The sequence below is a fragment of the Methylocaldum sp. 14B genome (genome assembly GCF_002005105.1).
Classification (GTDB): domain Bacteria; phylum Pseudomonadota; class Gammaproteobacteria; order Methylococcales; family Methylococcaceae; genus Methylocaldum.
Map to the genome: position 1 here is coordinate 58565 of NZ_MSCV01000027.1, position 21254 is coordinate 79818.

At 56.7% G+C, this 21254-nt stretch carries 13 protein-coding genes, 2 tRNA genes, 1 pseudogene and 1 other annotated feature; of the genes and pseudogenes, 10 read left to right on the plus strand and 6 right to left on the minus strand.

Annotated elements, in window-relative coordinates:
• Positions 1 to 58: 58 nt before the first annotated feature.
• The 4 genes from B2A78_RS18290 (at position 59) to B2A78_RS18305 (ending at position 2490) form a co-directional block, all read left to right on the plus strand.
• Entirely contained in the window at positions 59 to 331 is a 273-nt protein-coding gene (locus tag B2A78_RS18290) for an HU family DNA-binding protein (protein WP_077731468.1), read from the plus strand.
• An 11-nt stretch (positions 332 to 342) separates the two neighbouring features.
• Positions 343 to 418 (plus strand) — tRNA-Val (locus tag B2A78_RS18295).
• A 6-nt stretch (positions 419 to 424) separates the two neighbouring features.
• Positions 425 to 501 (plus strand) — tRNA-Asp (locus B2A78_RS18300).
• Positions 502 to 609: 108 nt separating this feature from the next.
• Positions 610 to 2490: a SurA N-terminal domain-containing protein gene (locus tag B2A78_RS18305; protein ID WP_077731469.1), complete on the plus strand. Its 1881-nt coding sequence runs from the start codon at positions 610 to 612 to the stop codon at positions 2488 to 2490.
• 16 nt (positions 2491 to 2506) lie between these two features.
• Here the strand turns inward: B2A78_RS18305 and B2A78_RS18310 are convergent, their stop codons facing one another.
• The gene (locus tag B2A78_RS18310) at positions 2507 to 3505 is read right to left on the minus strand and encodes a TraB/GumN family protein (RefSeq protein ID WP_168175477.1); all 999 of its coding nucleotides are present in this window, start codon (positions 3503 to 3505) and stop codon (positions 2507 to 2509) included.
• Positions 3506 to 3836: 331 nt separating this feature from the next.
• Here B2A78_RS18310 and B2A78_RS18315 point away from each other — a divergent pair, with 331 nt between their 5' ends.
• Positions 3837 to 4958 (plus strand): glycosyltransferase family 4 protein, encoded by a 1122-nt coding sequence (locus B2A78_RS18315; RefSeq protein ID WP_077731471.1) that lies wholly within the window; start codon positions 3837 to 3839, stop codon positions 4956 to 4958.
• 27 nt (positions 4959 to 4985) lie between these two features.
• Positions 4986 to 7151: an amylo-alpha-1,6-glucosidase gene (locus tag B2A78_RS18320; protein WP_077731472.1), complete on the plus strand. Its 2166-nt coding sequence runs from the start codon at positions 4986 to 4988 to the stop codon at positions 7149 to 7151.
• Between the two features lie 62 nt (positions 7152 to 7213).
• On the opposite strand, the gene B2A78_RS18325 is transcribed toward B2A78_RS18320, so the two are convergent.
• The 4 genes from B2A78_RS18325 to B2A78_RS18340 all read right to left on the minus strand — a co-directional run bounded on the left by B2A78_RS18325 (position 7214) and on the right by B2A78_RS18340 (position 12688).
• Complete coding sequence (locus tag B2A78_RS18325) at positions 7214 to 8107, minus strand: DUF72 domain-containing protein (RefSeq protein WP_077731473.1); 894 nt, start codon at positions 8105 to 8107, stop codon at positions 7214 to 7216.
• A 212-nt stretch (positions 8108 to 8319) separates the two neighbouring features.
• Positions 8320 to 9672: an NAD(P)/FAD-dependent oxidoreductase gene (locus B2A78_RS18330; protein WP_077731474.1), complete on the minus strand. Its 1353-nt coding sequence runs from the start codon at positions 9670 to 9672 to the stop codon at positions 8320 to 8322.
• 218 nt (positions 9673 to 9890) lie between these two features.
• Positions 9891 to 11918, minus strand: a complete 2028-nt coding sequence (locus B2A78_RS18335) for a 2,3-oxidosqualene cyclase (RefSeq protein ID WP_077731488.1) — start codon at positions 11916 to 11918, stop codon at positions 9891 to 9893.
• 167 nt (positions 11919 to 12085) lie between these two features.
• A complete protein-coding gene (locus B2A78_RS18340) occupies positions 12086 to 12688 on the minus strand; it encodes a hypothetical protein (RefSeq protein WP_077731475.1) in 603 nt (200 codons plus the stop codon).
• 141 nt (positions 12689 to 12829) lie between these two features.
• On the opposite strand from B2A78_RS18340, the gene B2A78_RS18345 reads away from it, so the two are divergent.
• From B2A78_RS18345 to B2A78_RS18355, 3 genes are all read left to right on the plus strand, one after another.
• Entirely contained in the window at positions 12830 to 14446 is a 1617-nt protein-coding gene (locus B2A78_RS18345) for a cytochrome P450 (RefSeq protein ID WP_077731476.1), read from the plus strand.
• An 8-nt stretch (positions 14447 to 14454) separates the two neighbouring features.
• The gene (locus B2A78_RS18350) at positions 14455 to 16083 is read left to right on the plus strand and encodes an FAD-binding oxidoreductase (protein WP_077731477.1); all 1629 of its coding nucleotides are present in this window, start codon (positions 14455 to 14457) and stop codon (positions 16081 to 16083) included.
• Positions 16084 to 16321: 238 nt separating this feature from the next.
• Positions 16322 to 17035 (plus strand): site-specific integrase, encoded by a 714-nt coding sequence (locus tag B2A78_RS18355; protein ID WP_168175478.1) that lies wholly within the window; start codon positions 16322 to 16324, stop codon positions 17033 to 17035.
• A gap of 157 nt (positions 17036 to 17192) precedes the next feature.
• On the opposite strand, the pseudogene B2A78_RS18360 reads toward B2A78_RS18355, so the two are convergent.
• Positions 17193 to 17808: pseudogene (locus tag B2A78_RS18360) on the minus strand (IS3 family transposase).
• Positions 17567 to 17681: a sequence feature (AL1L pseudoknot), on the minus strand. (Overlaps the previous pseudogene by 115 nt.)
• Positions 17809 to 18178: 370 nt before the next feature.
• Here B2A78_RS18360 and B2A78_RS18365 point away from each other — a divergent pair.
• A complete protein-coding gene (locus B2A78_RS18365) occupies positions 18179 to 21133 on the plus strand; it encodes a hypothetical protein (protein ID WP_143735216.1) in 2955 nt (984 codons plus the stop codon).
• Positions 21134 to 21254 lie beyond the last annotated feature (121 nt).

Below are 21254 nucleotides of genomic sequence, written 5' to 3' on the forward strand. Positions count from 1 at the left end.
AAGTCTTGCGGCCATGTGAAGAACTTAGATTCAACATCATCGATCAAAGGGGGAAAGAATGAATAAAGCGGAACTAATTGATGCGATCGCTAAGTCGGCGGACCTGACGAAGGCCGATGCCGGGCGCGCACTCGACGGTATGATTGACGCTATCACGATAGCTTTAAAAAACGGCGAAACCGTTTCACTCGTGGGTTTTGGTTCCTTTGGGGTTAAAGAGCGTGCCGAGCGTCAAGGCCGTAATCCGCAGACGGGAAACACGATTACCATCAAAGCTGCAAAAATTCCCTCATTCAAGGCTGGTAAAGCACTTAAAGATGCTGTAAGCTAGTCGACTCTTTAGGGTGCTTAGCTCAGCTGGGAGAGCATCGCCCTTACAAGGCGAGGGTCGTAGGTTCGATCCCTACAGCACCCACCATAAATTGGAGCGGTAGTTCAGTTGGTCAGAATACCGGCCTGTCACGCCGGGGGTCGCGGGTTCGAGCCCCGTCCGCTCCGCCAAATTTCAAAAAACCCGCGCCCCTGAGGCAGCGGGTTTTTTTTTGAGGGCAGGGGGCTGCCTGTCTTTTCGTTTAATGATTGCTCTTAAAGCCGTATCAGGTTCTGCATATGCTTCAAGCGATTCGTGATCGTGCCCAAGGTATCTTCGCATGGGTAATGTTGATTCTTGTCGGTGTGCCGTTCGCTCTATGGGGAATTCAGAATTATCTGGATTCCGGCAAGGAGCAGCCACTGGCTGTCGTCGGTGACAGGGATATTTTTGAGCGCGAGGTAAACCAGGCCTATCAGCAGAGTCTTGCGAATCTGGTGGGTTTGGCGGAGGTCGACGATAGGCAGCTCAAACACGAAGCTTTAGAGCGGCTGATTCGAGAAGAAATCATTGCGCAAAATGCGGAGGTTAAGGACCTTGCCGTCAGCGACAGCGCCGTGCGCGACTTCATCCAGACGCTCCCTTATTTTCAAACCGAAGGCAAGTTTGATAAGGAAAAATACAACATCATGCTGTCATCTCAGGGCTTGAGTTCTGCCCAATTCGTTGCGCAGGTCAGAAGAGCTTTGTTGATGGAGCAATACCAGCGCGGATTGCTTGACAGCGCATTTGTAACCCCGAATCAAATCGCTTCGCTCTTTCGGCTCAGAAATCAGGAGCGTGAGGTCGAATATCTCAAAATACCTTTGAAGAAATCGGCTCGCACTATTTCCGATGCGGAAATCGAAGATTACTATCGGAAACATCTTCAGGCTTACCAAAATCCCGAGCGTGTATCGATCGAGTACATCGCCGTTCGTCTTGACGATATCGCGAAGGAGACCCAAGTCACCGAAGACGACCTGCGCAATCTGTATGAAGAGCAGAAGTCTGGTTTCGCGTCCGAAGAAAGGCGCAAGGTCAGCCATATCCTAGTCGCGGTCGATTCGGAAGGCGGTGAAGCCGCCGAGCAGGCGGCTTTGGCCAAGATCAATCAGATTCAAGACCGTTTGGCTAAGGGCGAAGATTTCGCTAAGGTCGCAAAGGAAACGTCGGATGACCCGATATCCGCTCAGAACGGCGGCGACTTGGGTTTCATTACCAAGGGAGCCATGGAGCAAAATTTTGCCGATGCGGCATTTGCTTTGAAGCAGGGTGAGTTATCCAAGCCTGTCAAAACATCTTTCGGCTATCACTTGATCAAAGTAACCGAGTTGTCTCCGGCTAAGGTCAAGCCATTCGAGGAAGTAAAAGACGAACTGCTGAAAACGTTCCAGCGCAATGCGGCAGAAAACAAGTTTTACGAACAGGGACAAACGCTGACGGAGCTCAGCTATGAACATCCCGACAGTCTGGAGCCGGCCGCGAAAGCCCTCAATCTGAAAATCGAGAGCACCGGATACTTTACGCGTGAGGCAGGAGACGGTATCGCCGCCGAGTCCACGGTAAGAGCAGCCGTGTTCAGTGAGGACGTTCTGAACGGACGGAACAGCGATCCGGTCGAATTGGGGAGCGAGAAAGCAGTCGTTTTGCGGATAAAAGACCATCAACCGGCGTCCGATAAGCCCCTCGCAGAAGTGAAGGAAGATATCGTTGGCAAATTACGTGCCGAGGACGCAAGACAGGAGACCCGCAAGCAAGCGGAAGAACTTTTGCGCCAAGCGCAGCAGGGTGCTCCGCTTACGGGTTTGGCCAAAGAGCACGGTATGCAGGTTTCCAAGGAGTCGAATCTGCGCCGCGATGAGAAAAATGTATCGCCAGTGCTGACGAATGCCGTATTCAAGGCTGCTCGACCGTCAGCCGAGCAGCCCGTTATCTCAACGGTGGAACTTGAAAACGGCGATCAAGTCGTCTTTAAGCTGATCGCCGTCAAGGATGGCGCTTCGCAAGGAGATCCCAAGGAAGCGGACGCTGCTCGCCAGTTCCTCGCCAAAAACGCCGCGCAGCGCGAATTTTCGTCCTTTGTGGCACAATTACGTGAACTCGCCGATGTTTACGTCAAGCCCGAGGCTGAAAACTGATCCGGATCGATTCGAGCTATAGCTGCGAAATTTTGAAGCCTTTCGATTGCAACAGGTTTAGGAGGCCGTGTTCACCGACCAGGTGGCCGGCTTCCAAGACAACGAAATAAGTCCTACCATCGGCCGCCAATTCCCCGATTTTCTCCGCCATCGCTGCGCTTCGATCGGTGAACAAGAGCTTGAAGAGCTTGTCCGAAGCCGGAAGACTATCGAAGCGGCGACGCACGATCAGCTCAACGGTCGAGGAATCTCCGCTCGTCCAGGCTTCGATCATCGATTTGAAATAGTCGTCCCCACGTTCAATCTCATTTAGCGATTGCAGGAGTATTTGCTCCTGTTCAATCTCGGACAAGCCATCCAACAGTTTCGCTTGTTCATCTACCGAGTCTAATTGAAGTACCGGCTTTCGCATCTGCGCATCCTTGACAAAGCCTTTTTCGATGCTGAGCTCTTGCGTATAGCCCGCCTGTTTAGCGGCTAGGCTCATCAAACTCAGTGACGCCATCCATGGCTTCTGGGTGAGAATCGTTTCCTCTGCCATGCCCAAAGCCTTAGAGAGCTTGAGCACTCTTTCCCAGGTGGCGGCTTTGATGTGGTCTCTTAAATCGGAATTGTCCGTGTACGCGCCTCGGTTTGCGGCGATGGGAAGTAGTTCGGCCTGAGGCAGCGCAGCGACATCGGCTCCGACGATCAGCACATCCGACCCCGAGAGGGCGTCCGTTATCGCTTCCGGGAGGGGATACATATCGCTCGCGCCATAAGGAAGGGCGCCCATGAGGTAGACCGTGCCTTCCGCAATTGTCGCCTTCCAAAGAAAGTGCGGCTTGTTATCGCTGGCTGCTAGTTGAGACAAGCCGGGCGGCAGTTGAGCCGACGTCAACTCCTGACATGGTCGGTCTTGATAAAAGACCTTATCTTTCTGATCCAGACACTTATAAACATCGGCGAATATCGAGGTCGGCAGCAACGCGAGCGCGAAGACCAATAGGTTGGAGCGGGTTACGAGATGGAACATAGGCGTCATTCTTCCCAGTGATCAAAAGGTCGGCGAAGCGATTCGATGACACCCCAAATGTAGCTCAAGTGCCCAGCTTGACAATTTTTGACCAAAGTATGGGAGACGAAGACGGGGCGAAGGTATGTTGTGACGGAAAGACCGACCTGGTCACGTGAACCGTCGCTCCGTTGAGGGCGGGATGTAGCCGTCGCGTGTCTTGAGTCTCGATGATGAGCCACTATGGTGAACTCTTGAGTCCCGGTTTCGATCAAAAATTAATAGCGCAAACGACGAACTCTGGTGGCGCTCTTGCTGCCAGCCCGGACGTGAACAGCGTATAAGGAGGAGTATGAAAATCGCGCAGGTAGCGCCTTTGTATGAGAGCATACCGCCAAAACTTTATGGCGGCACCGAGCGCATCGTGCATTATCTTACCGAAGAGCTAGTAGGCGCCGGACATGATGTTACGCTCTTCGCCAGTGCTGATTCGGAGACGAGCGCCAAGCTCGAGCCGATTGTTTCCAAGGCACTGCGTCTCGACCAAGATGTACTAGATCCGTTACTACCCCATCTCTTGATGTTGGATCGGGTGCGCAGAGCGGCCAGTGAATTCGATGTCATTCACTTTCATACCGGTTGCCTTCATTTTCCGGTATTTCGCGAATGCTCGACCCCGCACGTTACCACCTTACACGGACGCTTGGACATCAGAGAGTTAGATGCCCTCCTCGAAGCCTTTCGGGACATGCCGTTGATCTCCATTTCGGATTACCAACGCACGCCGGTCGGTTGGGGGAATTGGGTAGCTACGGTTTATCACGGATTGCCGGAGGAGCTTTATACGTTCCGTGCCGAGCCGGGCACCTATCTGGCATTCTTGGGGCGTATTTCCCCGGAAAAGCGCGTCGACCGAGCGATCGAAATTGCAATTCGTGCCGGCATGCCGCTCAAGATTGCAGCGAAAGTCGATAAGGCCGACCGCGAATATTTCGACCAGGAGATCAAGACCCTTCTCAATCATCCTTTGGTGGAGTTCATCGGCGAAGTCAACGAGCGAGAAAAGAATGAGCTGCTCGGCAATGCTTACGCCTTGCTTTTTCCCATCGATTGGCCGGAACCTTTCGGGCTCGTGATGATCGAGGCGATGGCTTGCGGTACGCCTGTGATCGCCTTCAGGAACGGTTCGGTGCCGGAAGTTATGCGGCACGGAACGACAGGTTTCGTTGTCGAGAATCTTCACCAAGCGGTATCGGCAGTCGAACGGGTAGGCGAGATCAATCGGGCAATGTGTCGACAGGCGTTCGAAAATCGCTTTTCCGCCCGCCGCATGGCGAGCGACTATATTCAGATCTACCGACAGCTCGGTGAAAAGTGTAAGCAGAAAGTCTCTCCAGCGCTAAAGGTTCTCGGTATGGACGTCATCGAGAAGGACCTCGGTCGCCTTTCTATGCTGGGCAAGCAAACGATCTAGTTTTTCGATTCCTCGAACGGGTGATCCATGGACGATCCGGCTTCCACCGAAAACCAGTGGTATGTCGCTGCCACCGCACCACGGGGCGATGAACCCTCTCGAGTCTTAAAAGCGGAAGATATGTTCGGTATCTTCGATCGTCACGGCGATATTTATCAGGTGAGTTCGAGCGAGCAGGGACTTTACCAAGGCGGGACACGCTATCTTTCTCACCTGGAGCTGCGAATCAACGGACAACGCCCCTTCTTGCTCAATTCCACCATCAAGAAAGACAACAGTTTGCTGGCGGTCGACATGACCATGCCCGATCTCTATGAGAGCGAAGTCCTAGTCATCCCGAGAGGCAGCGTGCACGTGTTCCGATCGGTGGTGTTGTTAAGCCAGGCTAGGCATGAGCATTTGCGTTTGGTCAACTACGGCGATCGAACGGTAAATTTGAACGTCGAGTTTCGGTTCGCTGCCGATTATCGCGATATATTCGAAGTGCGCGGTGTCCATCGACCGGCCCGAGGAACAATGCTGACGCCGGACATTAAGGACGATGCCGCGATACTCGGTTATCGCGGATTGGACGGCGAAATGCGCCGAACTCACATCCAATTCCATTGGCGACCCGATCAGCTCAATGCCTCGAGTTGTAGCACAGCGCTTCGGTTGGGAATACGCGACGAGATTCATCTGCACGTCTCGGTAAGCTGCGCTTGCGACGATGCGAGCGTATCGCAAGGTGATTATTACCAAGCGATCGATAGGATAGGGGCGGACACTGCAGCCTCCCGGTCGAGCGTCGCCCACATCGTGACTTCGAATGAACAGTTCAACGATTGGCTCGGCCGGTCTGCCGCCGATCTCGATATGCTGGTCACGGAAACGTCTCATGGACCTTATCCTTACGCCGGAGTCCCGTGGTTCAGCACGCCTTTCGGTCGCGACGGCATCATCACCGCGTTGCAGACGCTGTGGGTTCGGCCGCAACTCGCGAAGGGCGTAATCACCTATCTTGCCGCGACCCAGGCTGAATCCTTGGAACCCGAACGCGATGCCGAACCCGGCAAGATTCTTCATGAAGCGAGATCCGGAGAAATGGCCGCTTTAGGAGAAATTCCGTTTAAGCGTTACTACGGTACGGTGGACGCCACGCCGCTCTTTATCGTTCTTGCCGGCCACTATTATCGGCGTACCGGCGACCGGGCTTTCATGGAAACGATTTGGCCTCACATCGAAAGAGCCCTGGACTGGATCGATCATCATGGCGATTGGGACGGCGACGGCTTTGTGGAATACGCCCGACATAGCGCAAACGGGTTGATACAGCAGGGCTGGAAGGACTCCAACGACTCGGTATTTCACGCCGACGGAAACCTGGCGCCGGCACCGGTCGCGCTTTGCGAGGTGCAGGGATACGTCTATGAAGCTAAACTGCTGGCGGCCGAACTGGCCGAATTGCTCGGCCGGGGAAAATGGGCGCAGCGGCTGCGGCAGGAGGCTGCAGCGCTGAAAAAACGCTTTAATGAAGCATTTTGGCTCGACGAACTCGATACATTTGCGCTCGCACTGGACGGCGACAAACGCTGTTGTGCGGTGCGAACCTCTAACGCAGGCCATGCCTTATTCAGCGGGATTGCGGCTCCCGATTATGCTCGTCGCACCGCCGAGACGCTGTTGGCGGTGGAATCTTTCAATGGATGGGGAATTCGCACGGTCGCAGAGGGGCAGAGCCGCTACAATCCGATGGCGTATCACAACGGTTCGGTTTGGCCCCACGATACTGCCATCGCGGCCATGGGCCTGGCGCGTTACGGTTTCAAAGACAAATCCTTGAAGATTTTGACCGGTTTGTTCGAGGCCGCCGTGTTTCTCGATTTGCATCGCTTGCCTGAGCTTTTCTGTGGGTTCTCCAGGCTTCCGGGGCAAGGCCCAACTCTCTATCCGGTAGCCTGTTCTCCGCAGGCCTGGGCCAGCGGAGCGGTATTTCAGCTCTTGCAAGGCTGTCTCGGCTTGAGCTTTTCACCCGAAAAACCGCAGATCAGGTTTTATCATCCACGGCTTCCGAATTATCTCAACTGGCTCAGGATCAGCAACTTGCGTTTTGACGATGGCGTCATTGACTTAGCCTTGACTCGCCATGCCCACGATGTGGGCATCAATGTAGAACGCAAGGAAGGCGATATCGAAGTGACCGTCGTGGTCTGATGCGGATGCCTCGCATCCCGACGGAAGTTTAACCACAACAGTGGGCGGCTAATACACCGAATTTAGGGCCTAGCCAGAAGCTGCTTCAGCTCTCCGGCATTATGTTGTGCGAAGTTTCCGAAATTGTTATTGAAAATGACGTGTGTTTCTCGCGCCTTTGCGGCGAGCTTCTCGATGGACCCCGCCAATTCCTGCAATTCGTCGGCCGAATAGAGATAGTTGAAGCGATCGGCGGACGACTCGAGCCCTTTCTGACTCCAGGTCTCGCGGTTTCGGCCGTGCATGCGGACCACCGCTATTTCCGGGGAGGTGGTTTCCCAAACCGAAGGAATGCTGCTGGCAAATCCCTGCGGCTCATCCACGACGACGTGCGTCAATCCCCGGCTCCGTTCGAATTCGAGCACGTCCTCGCGATGCCTATCGTCAAACCAGGATCGATGACGGAATTCCACGGCAATGCGAAATCCTTCCATTACTCGGGCGCAAGCGGCGATATGCTCGAGATTGCTTTGCCGATAGACGAACCACGGCGGAAACTGAAACAGTACGACGCCAAGCTTGCCTGCATGTTTTAAAGGTTTAAGGGCTGAGCGAAACCGTGACCAGAGTTCGCCGCGGAGTTCCTCTGGCAGGTCGCCATAATAAATGTTCTTTTTTTCGACCGGCCCCAGGGCTGCACGAATATCCACTGGAAGCACTTTCGGCGGCGTTTGATGTTGCGTGAACAGCCGAAAGCTTTTGACATCGAATACAAAGCCCGGCGGAGTCCGTTCGACCCATAGGGCCGCATTCCGCTCCGAGGGCAGGGCATAATAGCTGCTGTCGACCTCGACCAGAGGAAACTGACTGGCGTAATAACCCAGCCGATCCGCAGGCGTCTTGATGTGGGCCGGATAGAACAAGCCGGAGTCGATCAGATTTTTGTCGGCCCAAGAGGCGGTGCCTACCAGAATCATCGCTTCCCTCGACTTTGAATGGCATGAGTCGCGCCAATTACGGCATACGACAGCAAATATCCGCTTTTACCGAAATGCGGTAATGTCGGCTGAAGCAGGTATCTCGATATTTCGACAAGTATTCCGGTGGAAAGTCATCCCTTCGGCGCCGAGGCGGCGCGATTTTGCTCAATGCCGCGCTGCCATTATTCCGGATGCCATGATCCTGACTATCAATATAACCATTGGCGGATCGCGGCATATTGAAAGGCAAGGCTCTTGTGTACCAGCCTGAGCACTCCCCTGTGCCAATCGACGACGGTTTTTTCGAAAAACCAACGCGGCAACAGGCGGAAGGCCTGCAGCGCAACCGTCCCATACTGGGTGGCCAGAGAAAAAATACTAGTGTCCACCGTGGAAAGTAGCGCCATGGACCGAACGCATGCCTTATCGCTGGTGCGCCAGTAGGAAAAGATGCATTCTCTGAGCAGTAACGCCTCGGGCGTCTGGGCCAGAAACGCTTCGCGCAGTTCTTCCGCCAGGGTGCGCCGGGTCAATTCAAGACGGCCGCAGCGGCGAGAATAACGTCGCAGGGCCGTTGCGATATCGAGATTCGACTCGCTAAGCGCATCCCGCAAGATCAGCGCATCCTTTACCGCCGCAGTAATCCCCGAAGCGGTCAGCGGATGGCAGCAGCCTCTCGCGTCCCCGACCAGTGCGGCATTACCTCGTACGCTGGCATTCGGGACGATGCAGAAATTGGCTGCCGCCAAAGGTTTGCTCGTGGCCAGGACGCGTTCGATATCGAGCCTGAACAAGGGAGGGAAGAGACCGAGGTGCGTCTTGATCGATTCCTTCGAATCGGCGCCTTTCAGCACCTCGAACATGACCCTTGCCCGTCCTCCCCCGATCGCATAGGCATAGGCGACGCCGGCGGAATTCAGAAAGATATTGCCGTAGCCGTTATTGGGCAGATGGGTGTCTTCCACTTCGATGCCCATCATGCCGGAATAGCGCCGAGTCTCGTGAGAAATTCCGATCAATTTGCGCACTCTGGACATCGGTCCATCGGCGCCGAGGAATAACTGAGGGCGAATTCGTATTTCCTCGCCGTCGTTACTTCGTACCATCGCCGTGAACGACCCGTCGGGATTTTCCTCTATCCGTGTGACCCGTGCGCCTATCCAGGCCGTAACGCCGGGAAACCGCTGTACGGTTTCCAGCAGATGATCCTTCAGGATCCGGTGCTCGATCGCCCGTCCCAAATGGCGAGTTCCCGGCTTTTCGCCGTAGCGTAAGGTCACCGAGCTTGCGGGGTCGTCTTTATCGGCAGGGAAGATCGCGAAGCCTTTTACCGGCGAACCGGGCATCGATCGGTCGCTCAGCAAGCCGAGACGACACAGGCCATCGATGCCGGGCGGATGGATGAGCTCTCCGGCGAGGCGCCTGCCTTGGGCCGGGCCGGGTTCGATGATCAAGATGCGCAATCCCAATTGCGAGAGTGCCGCAGCGGCCGCTGCGCCGCCTACGCCGCCTCCGGCGATCAGCACATCGATATGTTCCTGATAAATGACTCGTCCTTGCATAATGCTTTTCCGATAATTGGTGAGAGCAGCCCGGGCGGGCTGCGCCTCGAATGTTGAACTTCACAGAATCCACCGACGACAATCCCTTGCAGTGCGATTTCAAGGTCCCGCTGATATTTGCGAGGGCCTTTTATCGGACTTTCGGTCCGAATTTCGGAGCTGAGCCGGAAGATTACATCTTCCGACGCCAAGTCGAAAAAATGCCTTGAAGACTCCGGCTATGGCGGGCTCGTCAGGCGCGCATAACGGGCCATCGCCCAAGTCGGGAAGTAGGTGTGATAGAGGCGATAATCCAACATCGCCGAGCCGAAGAAAACGCCGTTAACCGCCTGCCGCGGCCAACCGCCGTCCTCCAGTTGCCGGCTCATCAGCCATTCGAATCCACGTTTGATCGATTCATTATCGTACGGCAGGATGTCGAGCAGTGCGAGCAAGGCCCAACTCGTCATGACCACCTGACTTTGCTCGTGCTCGACGTAGCGGCCTTGGAGACAGCTCGAATAGTGCTCGCCCCAGCCGCCATCGGGCCGCTGCTTCCGGACCAGCCAGAGGGCGGCCGACTGAAGTGCCGGGTCCGAGGCGGACACGCCGGCCGCCCGCAGCCCCTTGGTCGCGTGATATATGGCATAGGTGTGATTGATGCCCCAGAATCCCGGATAGGATCCGTCGGCAAGCTGACGCCGGCGCAGGAAGGCTACGGCCTTGCGTATCGCTCGCTCGATCTCTCCGCCTGGGAAATCGGAATAACGCTTGCGATAATGCGCGAGGGCGGCCAGCGCCGACCCCGTGCACTCGATATAGGAGAGTTCGGTCATGCACTGGCCGAACATTTCGGACGGATTGACCATTTCGAGCAGCTTGCCGCCGCGCCGGCGTTCGTAGGTTCCGAAACCGCCGTCCGCATTCTGCCGCGACAGAATGAAGATCACCCCCTGGCGGAGGCGCTCGGGCTCGAGCGGCGACGCCACCGTGTACTCGGGATGTGCGTAGAGCGCGAGCAGGGCGCTCAAGGCTTCCGCTGCGCAGTCGCTCACCGGCCAACGGTGTTGCCCGTCGGAAAAGCACCAGCCGCCGAGTGCCGGGTCCCGCCAGGCGCCGTCGTAATCCGGAAGCTCCTCGGTTATCTGGGCACCCCAGAGAAAATCGTGAGCCCGCTCGAGCGCTTTTGCCGTCCCTTCGACAGCCGACGGTCCCTCGACCAGAGCCTGGACGGCGAATGCGGTATCCCAGGTGTTGGAGCGAGCTCCCGCATAACGGATGCCTTCCTCCTCGTCCTCCCAGCGCCAGTCCTCGACGCCTTCGAGGCTGGGCAAAAGGTCCGGATGGTTCGGATCGCGAGCGAAGATGGCCAGACAGTTGAGGAGTCCGCTCACGGGAGATATCCCCTGATAGCGTGTAACCCGCTGCTCGTAAAGTATCCGGTCGAAGCACAGGTCGAGGCCTTTCCGCCGCAGCGCCCGGCTATGGCGACGCTGGTAAGCGGCTAGCAGCTTGTAAATCAGGCGCAATACCGGGCTGATGGGGACATAGACATCGCTCGCGGCCAGGGTGTCTCGCAGAGCGGCGAAATCTATGGTTTCGTAAGGCTCCGGGTAGAGCTCCCGGCGCAATTCGCTGCGTAGCGTGCCCGGCAGGTTCGCGCGAAATCGCATGCCGCAAAGAAAGGCCATCCCGAGGTAAATCTGACGGGTGTGGCAGTAATAATGTCGCGGGTGTATCGGCAACCATTCCGGCATCAAGAAAAGTTCCGGCGGGACGGCATTGAGTCCCTCGTAGGCATAGAGGTCCAGCATGGCCAGCCAGAACTTGCCCCAAGTGGGAATACCCTTTACGCCATCGGGCTGGGTATGCAGCCAGCGGCGCGCCTTGACGAGCGTCGGCGAATCGGCGGGAACGCCGAGCAGCCTCAGGGCAACATAGCCAAGAGTGGTAAAGAAGACGTAGCCAGGCGATTCGGGGTGCATGCCCCAGGAGCCGTCATTCATCTGGTTACCTTCGAAATGAATGACGATGCGTGCTTTTTCCGCGTCGCTGTAGGGGCGGGCCGCTATGGTACGCACGATGACGGCCTGGGCGAGAATCATGGTGCACCAGACCATTTCCCCTTCCCAGTCGCCGCAGGGCCGCTGCAGATCCAGCAAACGCCGCTGTGCGCGGCGGCTGGCTTCCCACGCGCATCTGAGAGGCGGAACGGGCGTTTCCGTCCCGGTGTGCCCGCCGGCGGTTTCATTCCATTGATGCTTCACGAACGTTGTCCAAGACAAATCATTGACCGGCAAAGCACAAGGACCACGTTGTCTCCTTCGGGCGCTTATCGATGGCGCATGGAAAAATACGTTACATCGCGTTGATTGTGCGGGAATATCGCTCCTGCGTCTAGTTGCTTCGGACGAAGTCACTCGATACGGTTCCACTAAACCCCGAATAGTACCGTGCGCGCCATGGCGACAATGCCTTTCAATTTTTTGCCGATGCCTCGGCTTGTATGAATGGGAGCGACCCCGGGGAGCGGCTGACCTTTCGCCAGTTTGCTCAGCCTCTGCTTTACGGAAAGATCCAGTTTGCCGTCGGCCGCCAGTTCCATGAACATCGCCTTGACATTGCCGAGATCGAAGAAGTCGCGCTGCCAGCACCACTGATATCCTCCGCCGTAGCGGAACCAGGAACCGCCGATGCCGGCGACTTCGTAATCGCTGCCGTCTTCCCTTTTCACCGGCGCGACTTGGCGCCAGATGCCGATCACCTCGCCCTGTTTTTCATCGATCAGGATTTTCTCGTAGGGGTAGCGCCATTTCTCGAATCCCTCCATGTGCGCCCCGAGCGCCCACTCCTCGATCTGCTTTCTGCCTCTGGCGATGAATTCTCGGTTTGGTCCCATGTTCCAGCCGTATTCCGCATCCTCGGTGTACATCACGCCGAGGTGCTTGATCCAGTTGCCCTCCCGCTCGGCTTGACGATTGGCGGCAAGCCAGCGTTCGACCATTTCTTCCAGCTCTTCACGAGGATAGGCAGGCATTTCGGCTCCTTTCGGGGTAGTCCTTGCACGAATAAGGTTTGATGTACATGAAAAAAATGATTTCATGAACACCTTGATCGCGAAGCATGATACTAATCTTTTCAACCGGCGGACGATAACGCCATCGACTAGGACTCGGCAATGGCCAAAGGGCAACTCAAAGAGCCCCCGAAACTCTCGGGCGCGTTCCCGCTCGCGGGGCATATTTTCAGTTTCGGCAAGAATCCGCATGCTTTCATGATGCGGCTGCGCCGGCAACTGGGAGACGTGGCCGAATTCAAGCTCTTCCACCAAAGTATGGTGCTGCTGACCGGCACGGAAGCCAGCGAGGCTTTCTATCGCGCTCCCGACGAGGTGCTTGACCAGGGGCCCGCCTACAAGATCATGACTCCGATTTTCGGCAAGGGCGTGGTTTTCGACGCGCCCATCGCAAGAAAAAACCAGCAGCTACTAATGCTGATGCCGGCACTCCGGGACAAGCCCATGCGGACCTATTCCGATATCATCGTCGGCGAGGTCGCGACTCTGCTCGATCGCTGGGGCGATTCCGGCGAAATCGATCTGCTCGAGTTCACCAAGGAACTGACGATTTACACGTCCAGCCATTGCTTGCTAGGAGCCGAATTTAGATACGAGCTGAACCGAGAGTTCGTCGAAATCTATCGCGACCTGGAGCAGGGTATTCAACCCATCGCCTACGTCTTTCCCGATCTGCCGCTGCCGGTCTTCCGCCGCCGCGACAAGGCTCGGGCGCGGCTTCAAGAATTGGTGTCTCAGATCATGGAAAAGCGCGCGCAGCAGTCGGAGAACCGAACCAATGTCTTCCAGATGCTGATCGACGCGAGCTACGAAGACGGGAGCAAACTGACCGCACACGAGATTACCGGCATGCTGATCGCCGCCGTTTTCGCGGGCCATCACACCAGTTCCGGAACCGCCGCCTGGGTGTTGATCGAGTTGCTCCGCCACCCCGAGCACATGAAGGCCGTCATTGCTGAAATCGAGGAACGATTCGGTATGGACGGCGCGGTCGATTTCGAGTCGCTGAGGCAGCTTCCCAAACTCGAAAACGTGATTAAGGAAGTTCTGCGCCTGCATCCGCCGCTGATCATTCTCATGCGCAAGGTGATGCAGGATTTTTATGTCAAGGACTACGTCATCAAGGCCGGCAAGTTCGTCTGCGCGGCGCCCTCCGTTACGCACAGAATTCCGGAATTATTCCCCCAACCCGACCGGTTCGATCCGGACCGGTACTCGCCGGAACGAGCCGAGGACAGGGATCTGTTCGGCTGGCAGGCTTTCGGCGGCGGGCGTCACAAATGCTCGGGAAATGCCTTCGCCCTGTTTCAAATCAAAGCCATTTTTTGCGTGCTTCTGAGGCGCTATGAGTTCGAACTGGTCGGTTCCCCGGAAAGCTATCGGGACGATTATCGAAAAATGGTGGTCGAGCCAGGCTCTCCTTGCCTTGTCCGCTATCGGAAACGGCAAAATTCGGCCCTGATCGGCGCCCGAAAAGAGACTATGCGTGCTCGAAACGACGCAATCGCCGAGCGTTTTAGGATCGTTGTCGACCGCGATCTATGTAAGGGTCATGCCCATTGCGTGGCGGAAGCGCCAGAAATCTTCCTGGTCGACGAAAAAGGCCGTCTTGAGGTGCTCGAGGAGCGGCCATCGGTGGCGCTGATCGAGAAAGCGAGGGCTGCGGAAAAATACTGCCCGAATCAGGCGATAAGAATACTGAACGACTCGGAATCCTGATTCGAGGCATGACCAAGCTCGTACCCAGCGAAGTTCCGGTGAAAGCGACAGGCGACCCTACATCCCGTGTTGTCGAACACATTCTCACCCATTATCGGGGGCTGTTCGCGACCGTCGTCCTTTTGCCGGTTTCGGCGTTGTATGGCGCGTATGTCTCGGTTCGCGACCGCATCGCCTTCCGCCTCAAGAGCGCTCCCGCGAAGCATGATCAAAAGGTAAAGAAGGTGATCGGGCAGATCGAGGCATGGAAGCGGGACGGTTGCCGGGAAAAGCTGTGCACCGCGCGCTCAGGCTGGAAATCCATGAGCGAGTTGGTGCCCAAGTACAAGCTTTCCCATCGAAAGATCGACATCAGTCTTTACGACATCCTCGAGATCGACGAAGAACGGAGGTTGCTCAGGGTTGAGCCGCTGGCGACGATGGGCCAGATTTCACGATGCCTGGTGCCGCGCGGATGGACCTTGCCCGTCGTCCCGGAATTGGACGACTTGACGGTGGGCGGTTTGATCATGGGGTTCGGGGTGGAAAGCAGCAGTCACAAATACGGATTGATTCAGCACATCTGCGAATCCTTCGACATCGTGACGGCCGAAGGCAAGCTGCTCCGGTGCAGCCCATCGGAGAATGCGGACCTTTTCTATCTGATCCCTTGGAGTCACGGCACACTGGGTTTTCTGGTCGCCGTTCAACTCAGAATAATCCCTGCCAAAAAATACGTCCGGCTTCACTATCGTCCCGTTTACTCACTCGACGATATGGTCGACGTTTTCGAAGCGGAGAGCAGGAATAAGGAGAAAAATGACTTCGTGGAAGGGTTGGTCTACAGTCGCGACACCGCAGTCATCCTGTGCGGCATGATGACCGACGAGAAGGGGGCCGACGGACCGTTGAACGCCATCGGACGATGGTATAAGCCATGGTTCTACAAGCACGCACAAACCTACCTCACGGAACGAAAAGAAGGGTTCGAGTACGTACCGCTCAGGGATTATTTTCATCGACATACTCGAAGCTACTTTTGGGCGATGGAAGAAATCATTCCCTTCGGCAATCATCCGCTTTTCAGATGGCTATTGGGATGGGCGCTGCCGCCGCGGATCGAGCTATTGAAGTATACGGAAACGGAAACGACCCGAAGGCTTCGGGAAAAGCATCACGTCGTTCAGGATATGTTGATGCCGATCCGATACTTGGCCAAATCCATTCAATATTTCGACGATCATTTCGAACTCTATCCATTGTGGCTTTCGCCCATGGCGGTCTACGAGAACGAGCGGAAGCTCGGGTTCATACATTCCTTCCGAGGCGAGGGTGACATTCTGGGTGAGCTTTATGTCGACATCGGCGCGTATGGCACACCGAAAAAGGACAATTTCAACAACGCCTCCGCCTTGCCCTCGCTCGAAAAGTTTGTCCTGGACCATCGGGGTTATCAGGCGCTGTACGCCAGAACGACCCTGAGCCGAGAGAATTTTAGAACCATGTTCGATCACAAAGACTACGACAGATTGCGGGAGCAGCTGCCGTATTGCAAGCTGGCCTTCGATGAGATTTACGACAAGGTATCGTCAAAAGGCCGGACCTCGCCGGTCGAGCTGAGGCGTATGAATAAGGTGAGGCCACGGCATCCACGGTAATTCGGCTTTCAAAACGCCGTTTACTTGAAGACCAGGCTCTTTACCAGAGAACGCCTGTTGCATTCGGTCGTGCAGAGAACTGGATGAGTCCCGATGTGTAAACGTCGATCGCTTCAGGAGAATTACAAGGCGACTAACGCCATGCGCTACGGATGAGGTCAAATGGCTGCGTTTTCGGATAAAAATATCAAGGGCCTGGCAGTCACAGGTGTTAATTATCGGCGCTACGAGGGAGGCAGTGATCCCAGTTTCGGTGTCCAAGTTACCGCCGCCGGCGTCAAAACGTTCTTTTATCAATACACACTTCACGGGCGCAGACGTTTTCTTCGCTTGGGCACTTACCCTGTACGACGCTCTATCCTGGGAAGAGATCCGGACGATTTGGAACACGGACGGCTTCCATTTGCCTTATCGCTTGGCGATTCGTCTATTGTTGGCCACCGGTGGACAACGGTCAGGCGAAGTAACCCGCGCTGCCTGGTCGGAATTCGACCTTGATGCCGGTCTATGGCTGCTTCCTGCTGCTCGTGTGAAAAATAAACGTGATCATCTCATTCCGCTCACCCGACTCGCCCTAGATATTCTGAATGACTTGCGCAGCATCTACCCTGAAAGCAAATGGTTGTTTCCCGGTCGCCACAATCCGTTATCTGTGAAGCCTTGGAACGAGTCCACTTTACCGCATGCCGTGCAGGACTTTTGTACGGAAACAGGGATGGTGCCCTGGACCCCAAAGGATCTGCGACGTACCGTAAAGACGCGGATGGGCGAATTGGGGATCGATAAACTGGTGCGGGACCGAATTCAGAATCATGCATTGAATGATATTTCGGCGAAGCACTATGATCGATACGACTACGTTGCAGAAAAGCGGGCTGCCCTTGAAGTTTGGTGCCGCCAGCTCGAAGAGTTAACCACTCGAGGTAGTGCCTCTCACCAGGTGGTCGAATAAGACTGTACCGGCTCCGACGTGTCCCGCAACTCATCGCGGGCTGCTTGCACATCCTCGGGACTGACGGGTTTCATTCTGGTGCGCCGTTCCGGAATGAACCGCCCCGGTTTTCCCGGAGACAGTTAATGTTGAGTCAGGCCGCGATGACCGACTCGGCCTATTGGCGATAATACGCCTGTTCCAACTCCGCCGGAGGCCCATGGCCGATCGGCTCCAGCAACCGACGGTGATTGAACCAATCCACCCATTCCAGGGTAGCGTACTCGACCGCATCGAGGTGTCGCCAAGGCCCCCGGCGATGGAGGCCCTCGGTTTTGTATAGCCCGGGGCGCGCATCAGGCGCTCGACCGTGCAGCGGGCCACCCGAATGCCTTCGCGCTCGGGTTGTCGCCAGACTTTACGGGCGCCGTAGACCTGGAAGTTCTCCTCGTATACCCGGCGGATTTCCCTCGAGAGCTTGATGTCACGCTGCGCCCGTGGCGGCAACCGGGCTGGGTCCACCTGTCGCGTCTTGTGCTCGTGGTAGGTCGATGGGGCGATCGGCAACAGGGCGCGGATCGGCTCGACCCCATAGGCGACCCGGTGTTTGTCGATGAACGCCACCCTCATTTCAGTCGGCGGTCGAGCTCCTTAAGCGAAAAAAGCCGCCGCCTTACGCAGAATCTCGTTGGCCCGTTTAAGCTCGCGGTTTTCCCGCTCCAATGCCTTGAGCCGATCGTGCTCCGAACCGCACACGCGCCCTCTTGCCCGGAGTCGCGTTCCGTCCGACGCACCCACTTGCGCAACGTTTCCGCGGCGCCGCTCCTCTTGCCCGCGATCGAGCAGATGGCCGCCCACTGCGATTCATACTCCCCTTGATGTTCAAGGACTAGGCGGACCGCCCGCTCTTAGGTCTCTGGTGAAAATTTCGATGACTTTTTCATGACTCCATCCTCTCGAGAAACGGAGTCTCCGGAAATCCCGGGGCGGTTCAGTGGCCCGCAATTTCCGGCCGTTCTCTCGTTGCCCATGCTGTTATGTCACAGAACGGCCTCCATTTTGTCACGCATCGGTAAGCAGATTGAAACGTGGTACGCCTATGATCCAGCGCGACCTTCACCGTGCGCCACACGTTTCTTGTGATCAACCCGACGGAGACTAGATATGAATGGCCTATGGCAAAGAAGAACTGCCGCGATTATTTCTATTGAATTGATACTGTCACTCGGGACATCGACCCTTGCATGGGGCCGCAATGACGACGCGAGTACTTCCACTCGTGCCGGTATTGTCCTTACCGAGGGAGAGTTCCTGCCGACCGGCAAGCGCATCACACCGGATGCCGCCCCTCATGCCCTCTTTCAGCCGCTCAATCCCGGCCTACCCACACGTCCCGATTTCCTGGCCGATCACGCCGTCGATACGACCGTCAGCCCCGACGGCAGCACTCTGCTGATCCTGACCAGCGGCTATAACCGCAATAACAGCTCCACCGGATCCCGAGTGGCAAAAGAATCCATGGAATATGTGTTCGTCTTCGACATAACCGGGCTCGCACCGGTTCAGAAACAGGCGATCCTGGTGCCGAACACCTTCAACGGTTTGGCCTGGAATCCCGGCGGACACGAGTTTTATGTGTCCGGTGGTGTGGACGATACGGTTCGCGTGTACACGCGGAATGCGGGGCAGTGGTCCGAGGCCGCGGAAATTCCGCTGGGACACGCCAACCAGGGTGCTGGTCTGAATATTCGGCCGATGGCTGCGGGCTTATCCGTCAACGCCAAGGGCGACCGGTTGCTGGTGGCCAATTATGAAAACGATTCCGTGAGTCTGGTCGACCTGAGCACGCGCACCAAGATCGACGAGCTGGATCTTCGCCCCGGCAAGACTGATCCTTCCCGAGCCGGCACCCCGGGCGGAACTTATCCCCTGGCGGTGTCTTTCAAGGGAAATGAGAAGGCCTATGTTTCGTCCCAGCGCGATCGCGAACTGGTCGTTCTCGACGTGGACGACAGCACAATGGCCGTACGCGGACGCATCAAGACCCAGGGGCAGCCCAGCAAGATGACGTTGAACAAAGCCCAGGACCGGCTCTACGTCGCCAGCGACAACAGCGATACGGTGCTGATCATCGATACCGTCGAAGATCGGATCATCGAGGAGATCCTGACCACCGCACCCGAGCAGGTTTTCCCCAAAGCGAAAAGATTCAAGGGCGCAAATCCCAACAACGTTGCGCTTTCGCCGGATGAAAAAACCTTGTTCGTCACGAACGGCGGCACCAACTCGGTGGCCGTCATCCAGCTCGGACGCGGCGGAGCAGAGAAGTTAAATAAGGCGGGAGACTACGACGATGCTCACGATGACAAGAGCCGGCTAATCGGTCTCATCCCCACCGGATGGTATCCGAATGCGGTCGGCGTGAAACCGGACGGCAGCACGCTCTACGTGGTGAACGGCAAAGGGGTCGCCGGACCAAACACCCAGGCCTGCCGCAACACGCTCTCCACCGCGCCGGGTTCTCTTGGCGCCTGCAACGCCGCCAACCAGTACGTCTGGCAACTGGAGAAAGCGGGCTTTCTAACGCTGCCCGTTCCGGAGGGCAAGGATCTGGCACGGCTCACCTGGCAGGTCGCCTACAACAACGACTTCCCCACCGTTCACGAGCACGCCAGATGGGAAGACACCATGGCCTTCCTGCGCAGCCGGATCAAACACGTCATTTATGTGGTCAAGGAGAACCGCACCTATGACCAGATCCATGGCGATCTGGAAAAAGGCAACGGCAACCCTGGCCTTGCAATCCTGTCTCCCTACAGTCCCAACCACAACCGGCTGGCCCGCCAGTTCGTGACGCTCGACAATTTCTACGACAGCGGCGAAACCTCGGGCGTCGGCTGGAACTGGACCACGGCGGCGCGGACTACGGACTTCACCGAGAAGACCCAGCCGCCCAACTACGCCGGGCGCGGCCTGAGCTACGACTGGGAAGGGGCCAACCGCAACTTCCCGGTGTCGTTCACGCCGGAGGAACGACAGGCATCCGGATTGACCGATCCCGATATGCTCGCCGGCAGCGCCGACGTGGCGGCCCCGGACTCACGGGATGGCGAAGCGGGCACCGGTTATTTGTGGGATGCCGCCCTGCGCGCCGGCTTGACGATACGGAACTACGGGTTCTACGTGACCAACCTCCCCGGTGCCCCGGTGGTCGACAAACCCTTCGGGCAAGGCGTCAAACAGGCGGTGGCTCTGAAGCAGGCATTGAAACCGTACACCGACGAATATTTCAGAGGTTACGATCAGAACAACTCGGACTTTTACCTGTTTAAGGAATGGGAGCGGGAGTTCGACCATTACGTCGAGAGTGGCCAGCTTCCCAATCTCTCTTTAGTCCGGTTGCCCCACGACCACTTCGGCAATTTCGCTACCGCCCGGTTCGGCGTGAATACGGTGGAAACCCAGATGGCGGACAACGATTACGCGGTGGGCCGGCTGGTGGAGAAAGTCGCGAAGAGCCGCTTCAAGGACGATACGCTGGTTTTCGTCATCGAGGACGATGCGCAGAACGGTGGCGACCACGTGGATGCGCACCGCAGCATCGCCTATGTGGTGGGTCCCTACGTCAAGCAGGGTGCGCTGGTATCCACCCGCTACACGACGGTCAGCATGATCCGAACGATCGAAGAAGTTCTGGGCCTTCCGCCGCTGGGCATCAACGACGGTCTGACCGCGCCGATGGCGGATCTTTTCGACAAAAAACAGGAATCCTGGAGCTACCAGGCCGTGGTCCCGGAAATTCTTTACAGCACCCAGCTCGAATTGCCGCCACGGGATGCCGCCCTGATCGCCTCGGCGCCCAACTGCTCGGGCATGACTAAACGGGATGCGACCTATTGGATGGCTGCCATGAGTCAGCAGGACTTCTCGGTGGAGGACCGTCTCGACGTCGAAGCTTTCAACCGCGCGCTGTGGAAGGGTTTGAAAGGCGAAAACGCGCCTTACCCGGCAGACCGCGACGGCGCGGATTTGCGCGAAAATCGCGCGGCGCTGCTAAAGGATCATTTCACGGCAGCGACCCGGCACTGTGAGGCCCTTCCAGTCGCTTCAAATCATTAGCCCGTTGGCCGCGCATCCGGTACGCAGCGATGACAGGGGCAGTCCCCTGTCATCGTTCCGGTTTTTCTCCGGACGTTGACCCGCGCCCAAGAGTCAATGTTCGTCGGGGGGAGATATTAAC

What these genes read in the sequence shown, in the direction of transcription:
- B2A78_RS18290 (WP_077731468.1), top strand. Translation starts at nt 59, where the DNA reads ATGAATAAAGCGGAACTAATTGATGCGATCGCTAAGTCGGCGGACCTG.
- B2A78_RS18305 (WP_077731469.1), top strand. Translation starts at nt 610, where the DNA reads ATGCTTCAAGCGATTCGTGATCGTGCCCAAGGTATCTTCGCATGGGTA.
- B2A78_RS18310 (WP_168175477.1), bottom strand. Translation starts at nt 3,505, where the DNA reads ATGTTCCATCTCGTAACCCGCTCCAACCTATTGGTCTTCGCGCTCGCG.
- B2A78_RS18315 (WP_077731471.1), top strand. Translation starts at nt 3,837, where the DNA reads ATGAAAATCGCGCAGGTAGCGCCTTTGTATGAGAGCATACCGCCAAAA.
- B2A78_RS18320 (WP_077731472.1), top strand. Translation starts at nt 4,986, where the DNA reads ATGGACGATCCGGCTTCCACCGAAAACCAGTGGTATGTCGCTGCCACC.
- B2A78_RS18325 (WP_077731473.1), bottom strand. Translation starts at nt 8,107, where the DNA reads ATGATTCTGGTAGGCACCGCCTCTTGGGCCGACAAAAATCTGATCGAC.
- B2A78_RS18330 (WP_077731474.1), bottom strand. Translation starts at nt 9,672, where the DNA reads ATGCAAGGACGAGTCATTTATCAGGAACATATCGATGTGCTGATCGCC.
- B2A78_RS18340 (WP_077731475.1), bottom strand. Translation starts at nt 12,688, where the DNA reads ATGCCTGCCTATCCTCGTGAAGAGCTGGAAGAAATGGTCGAACGCTGG.
- B2A78_RS18345 (WP_077731476.1), top strand. Translation starts at nt 12,830, where the DNA reads ATGGCCAAAGGGCAACTCAAAGAGCCCCCGAAACTCTCGGGCGCGTTC.
- B2A78_RS18350 (WP_077731477.1), top strand. Translation starts at nt 14,455, where the DNA reads ATGACCAAGCTCGTACCCAGCGAAGTTCCGGTGAAAGCGACAGGCGAC.
- B2A78_RS18365 (WP_143735216.1), top strand. Translation starts at nt 18,179, where the DNA reads ATGAATGGCCTATGGCAAAGAAGAACTGCCGCGATTATTTCTATTGAA.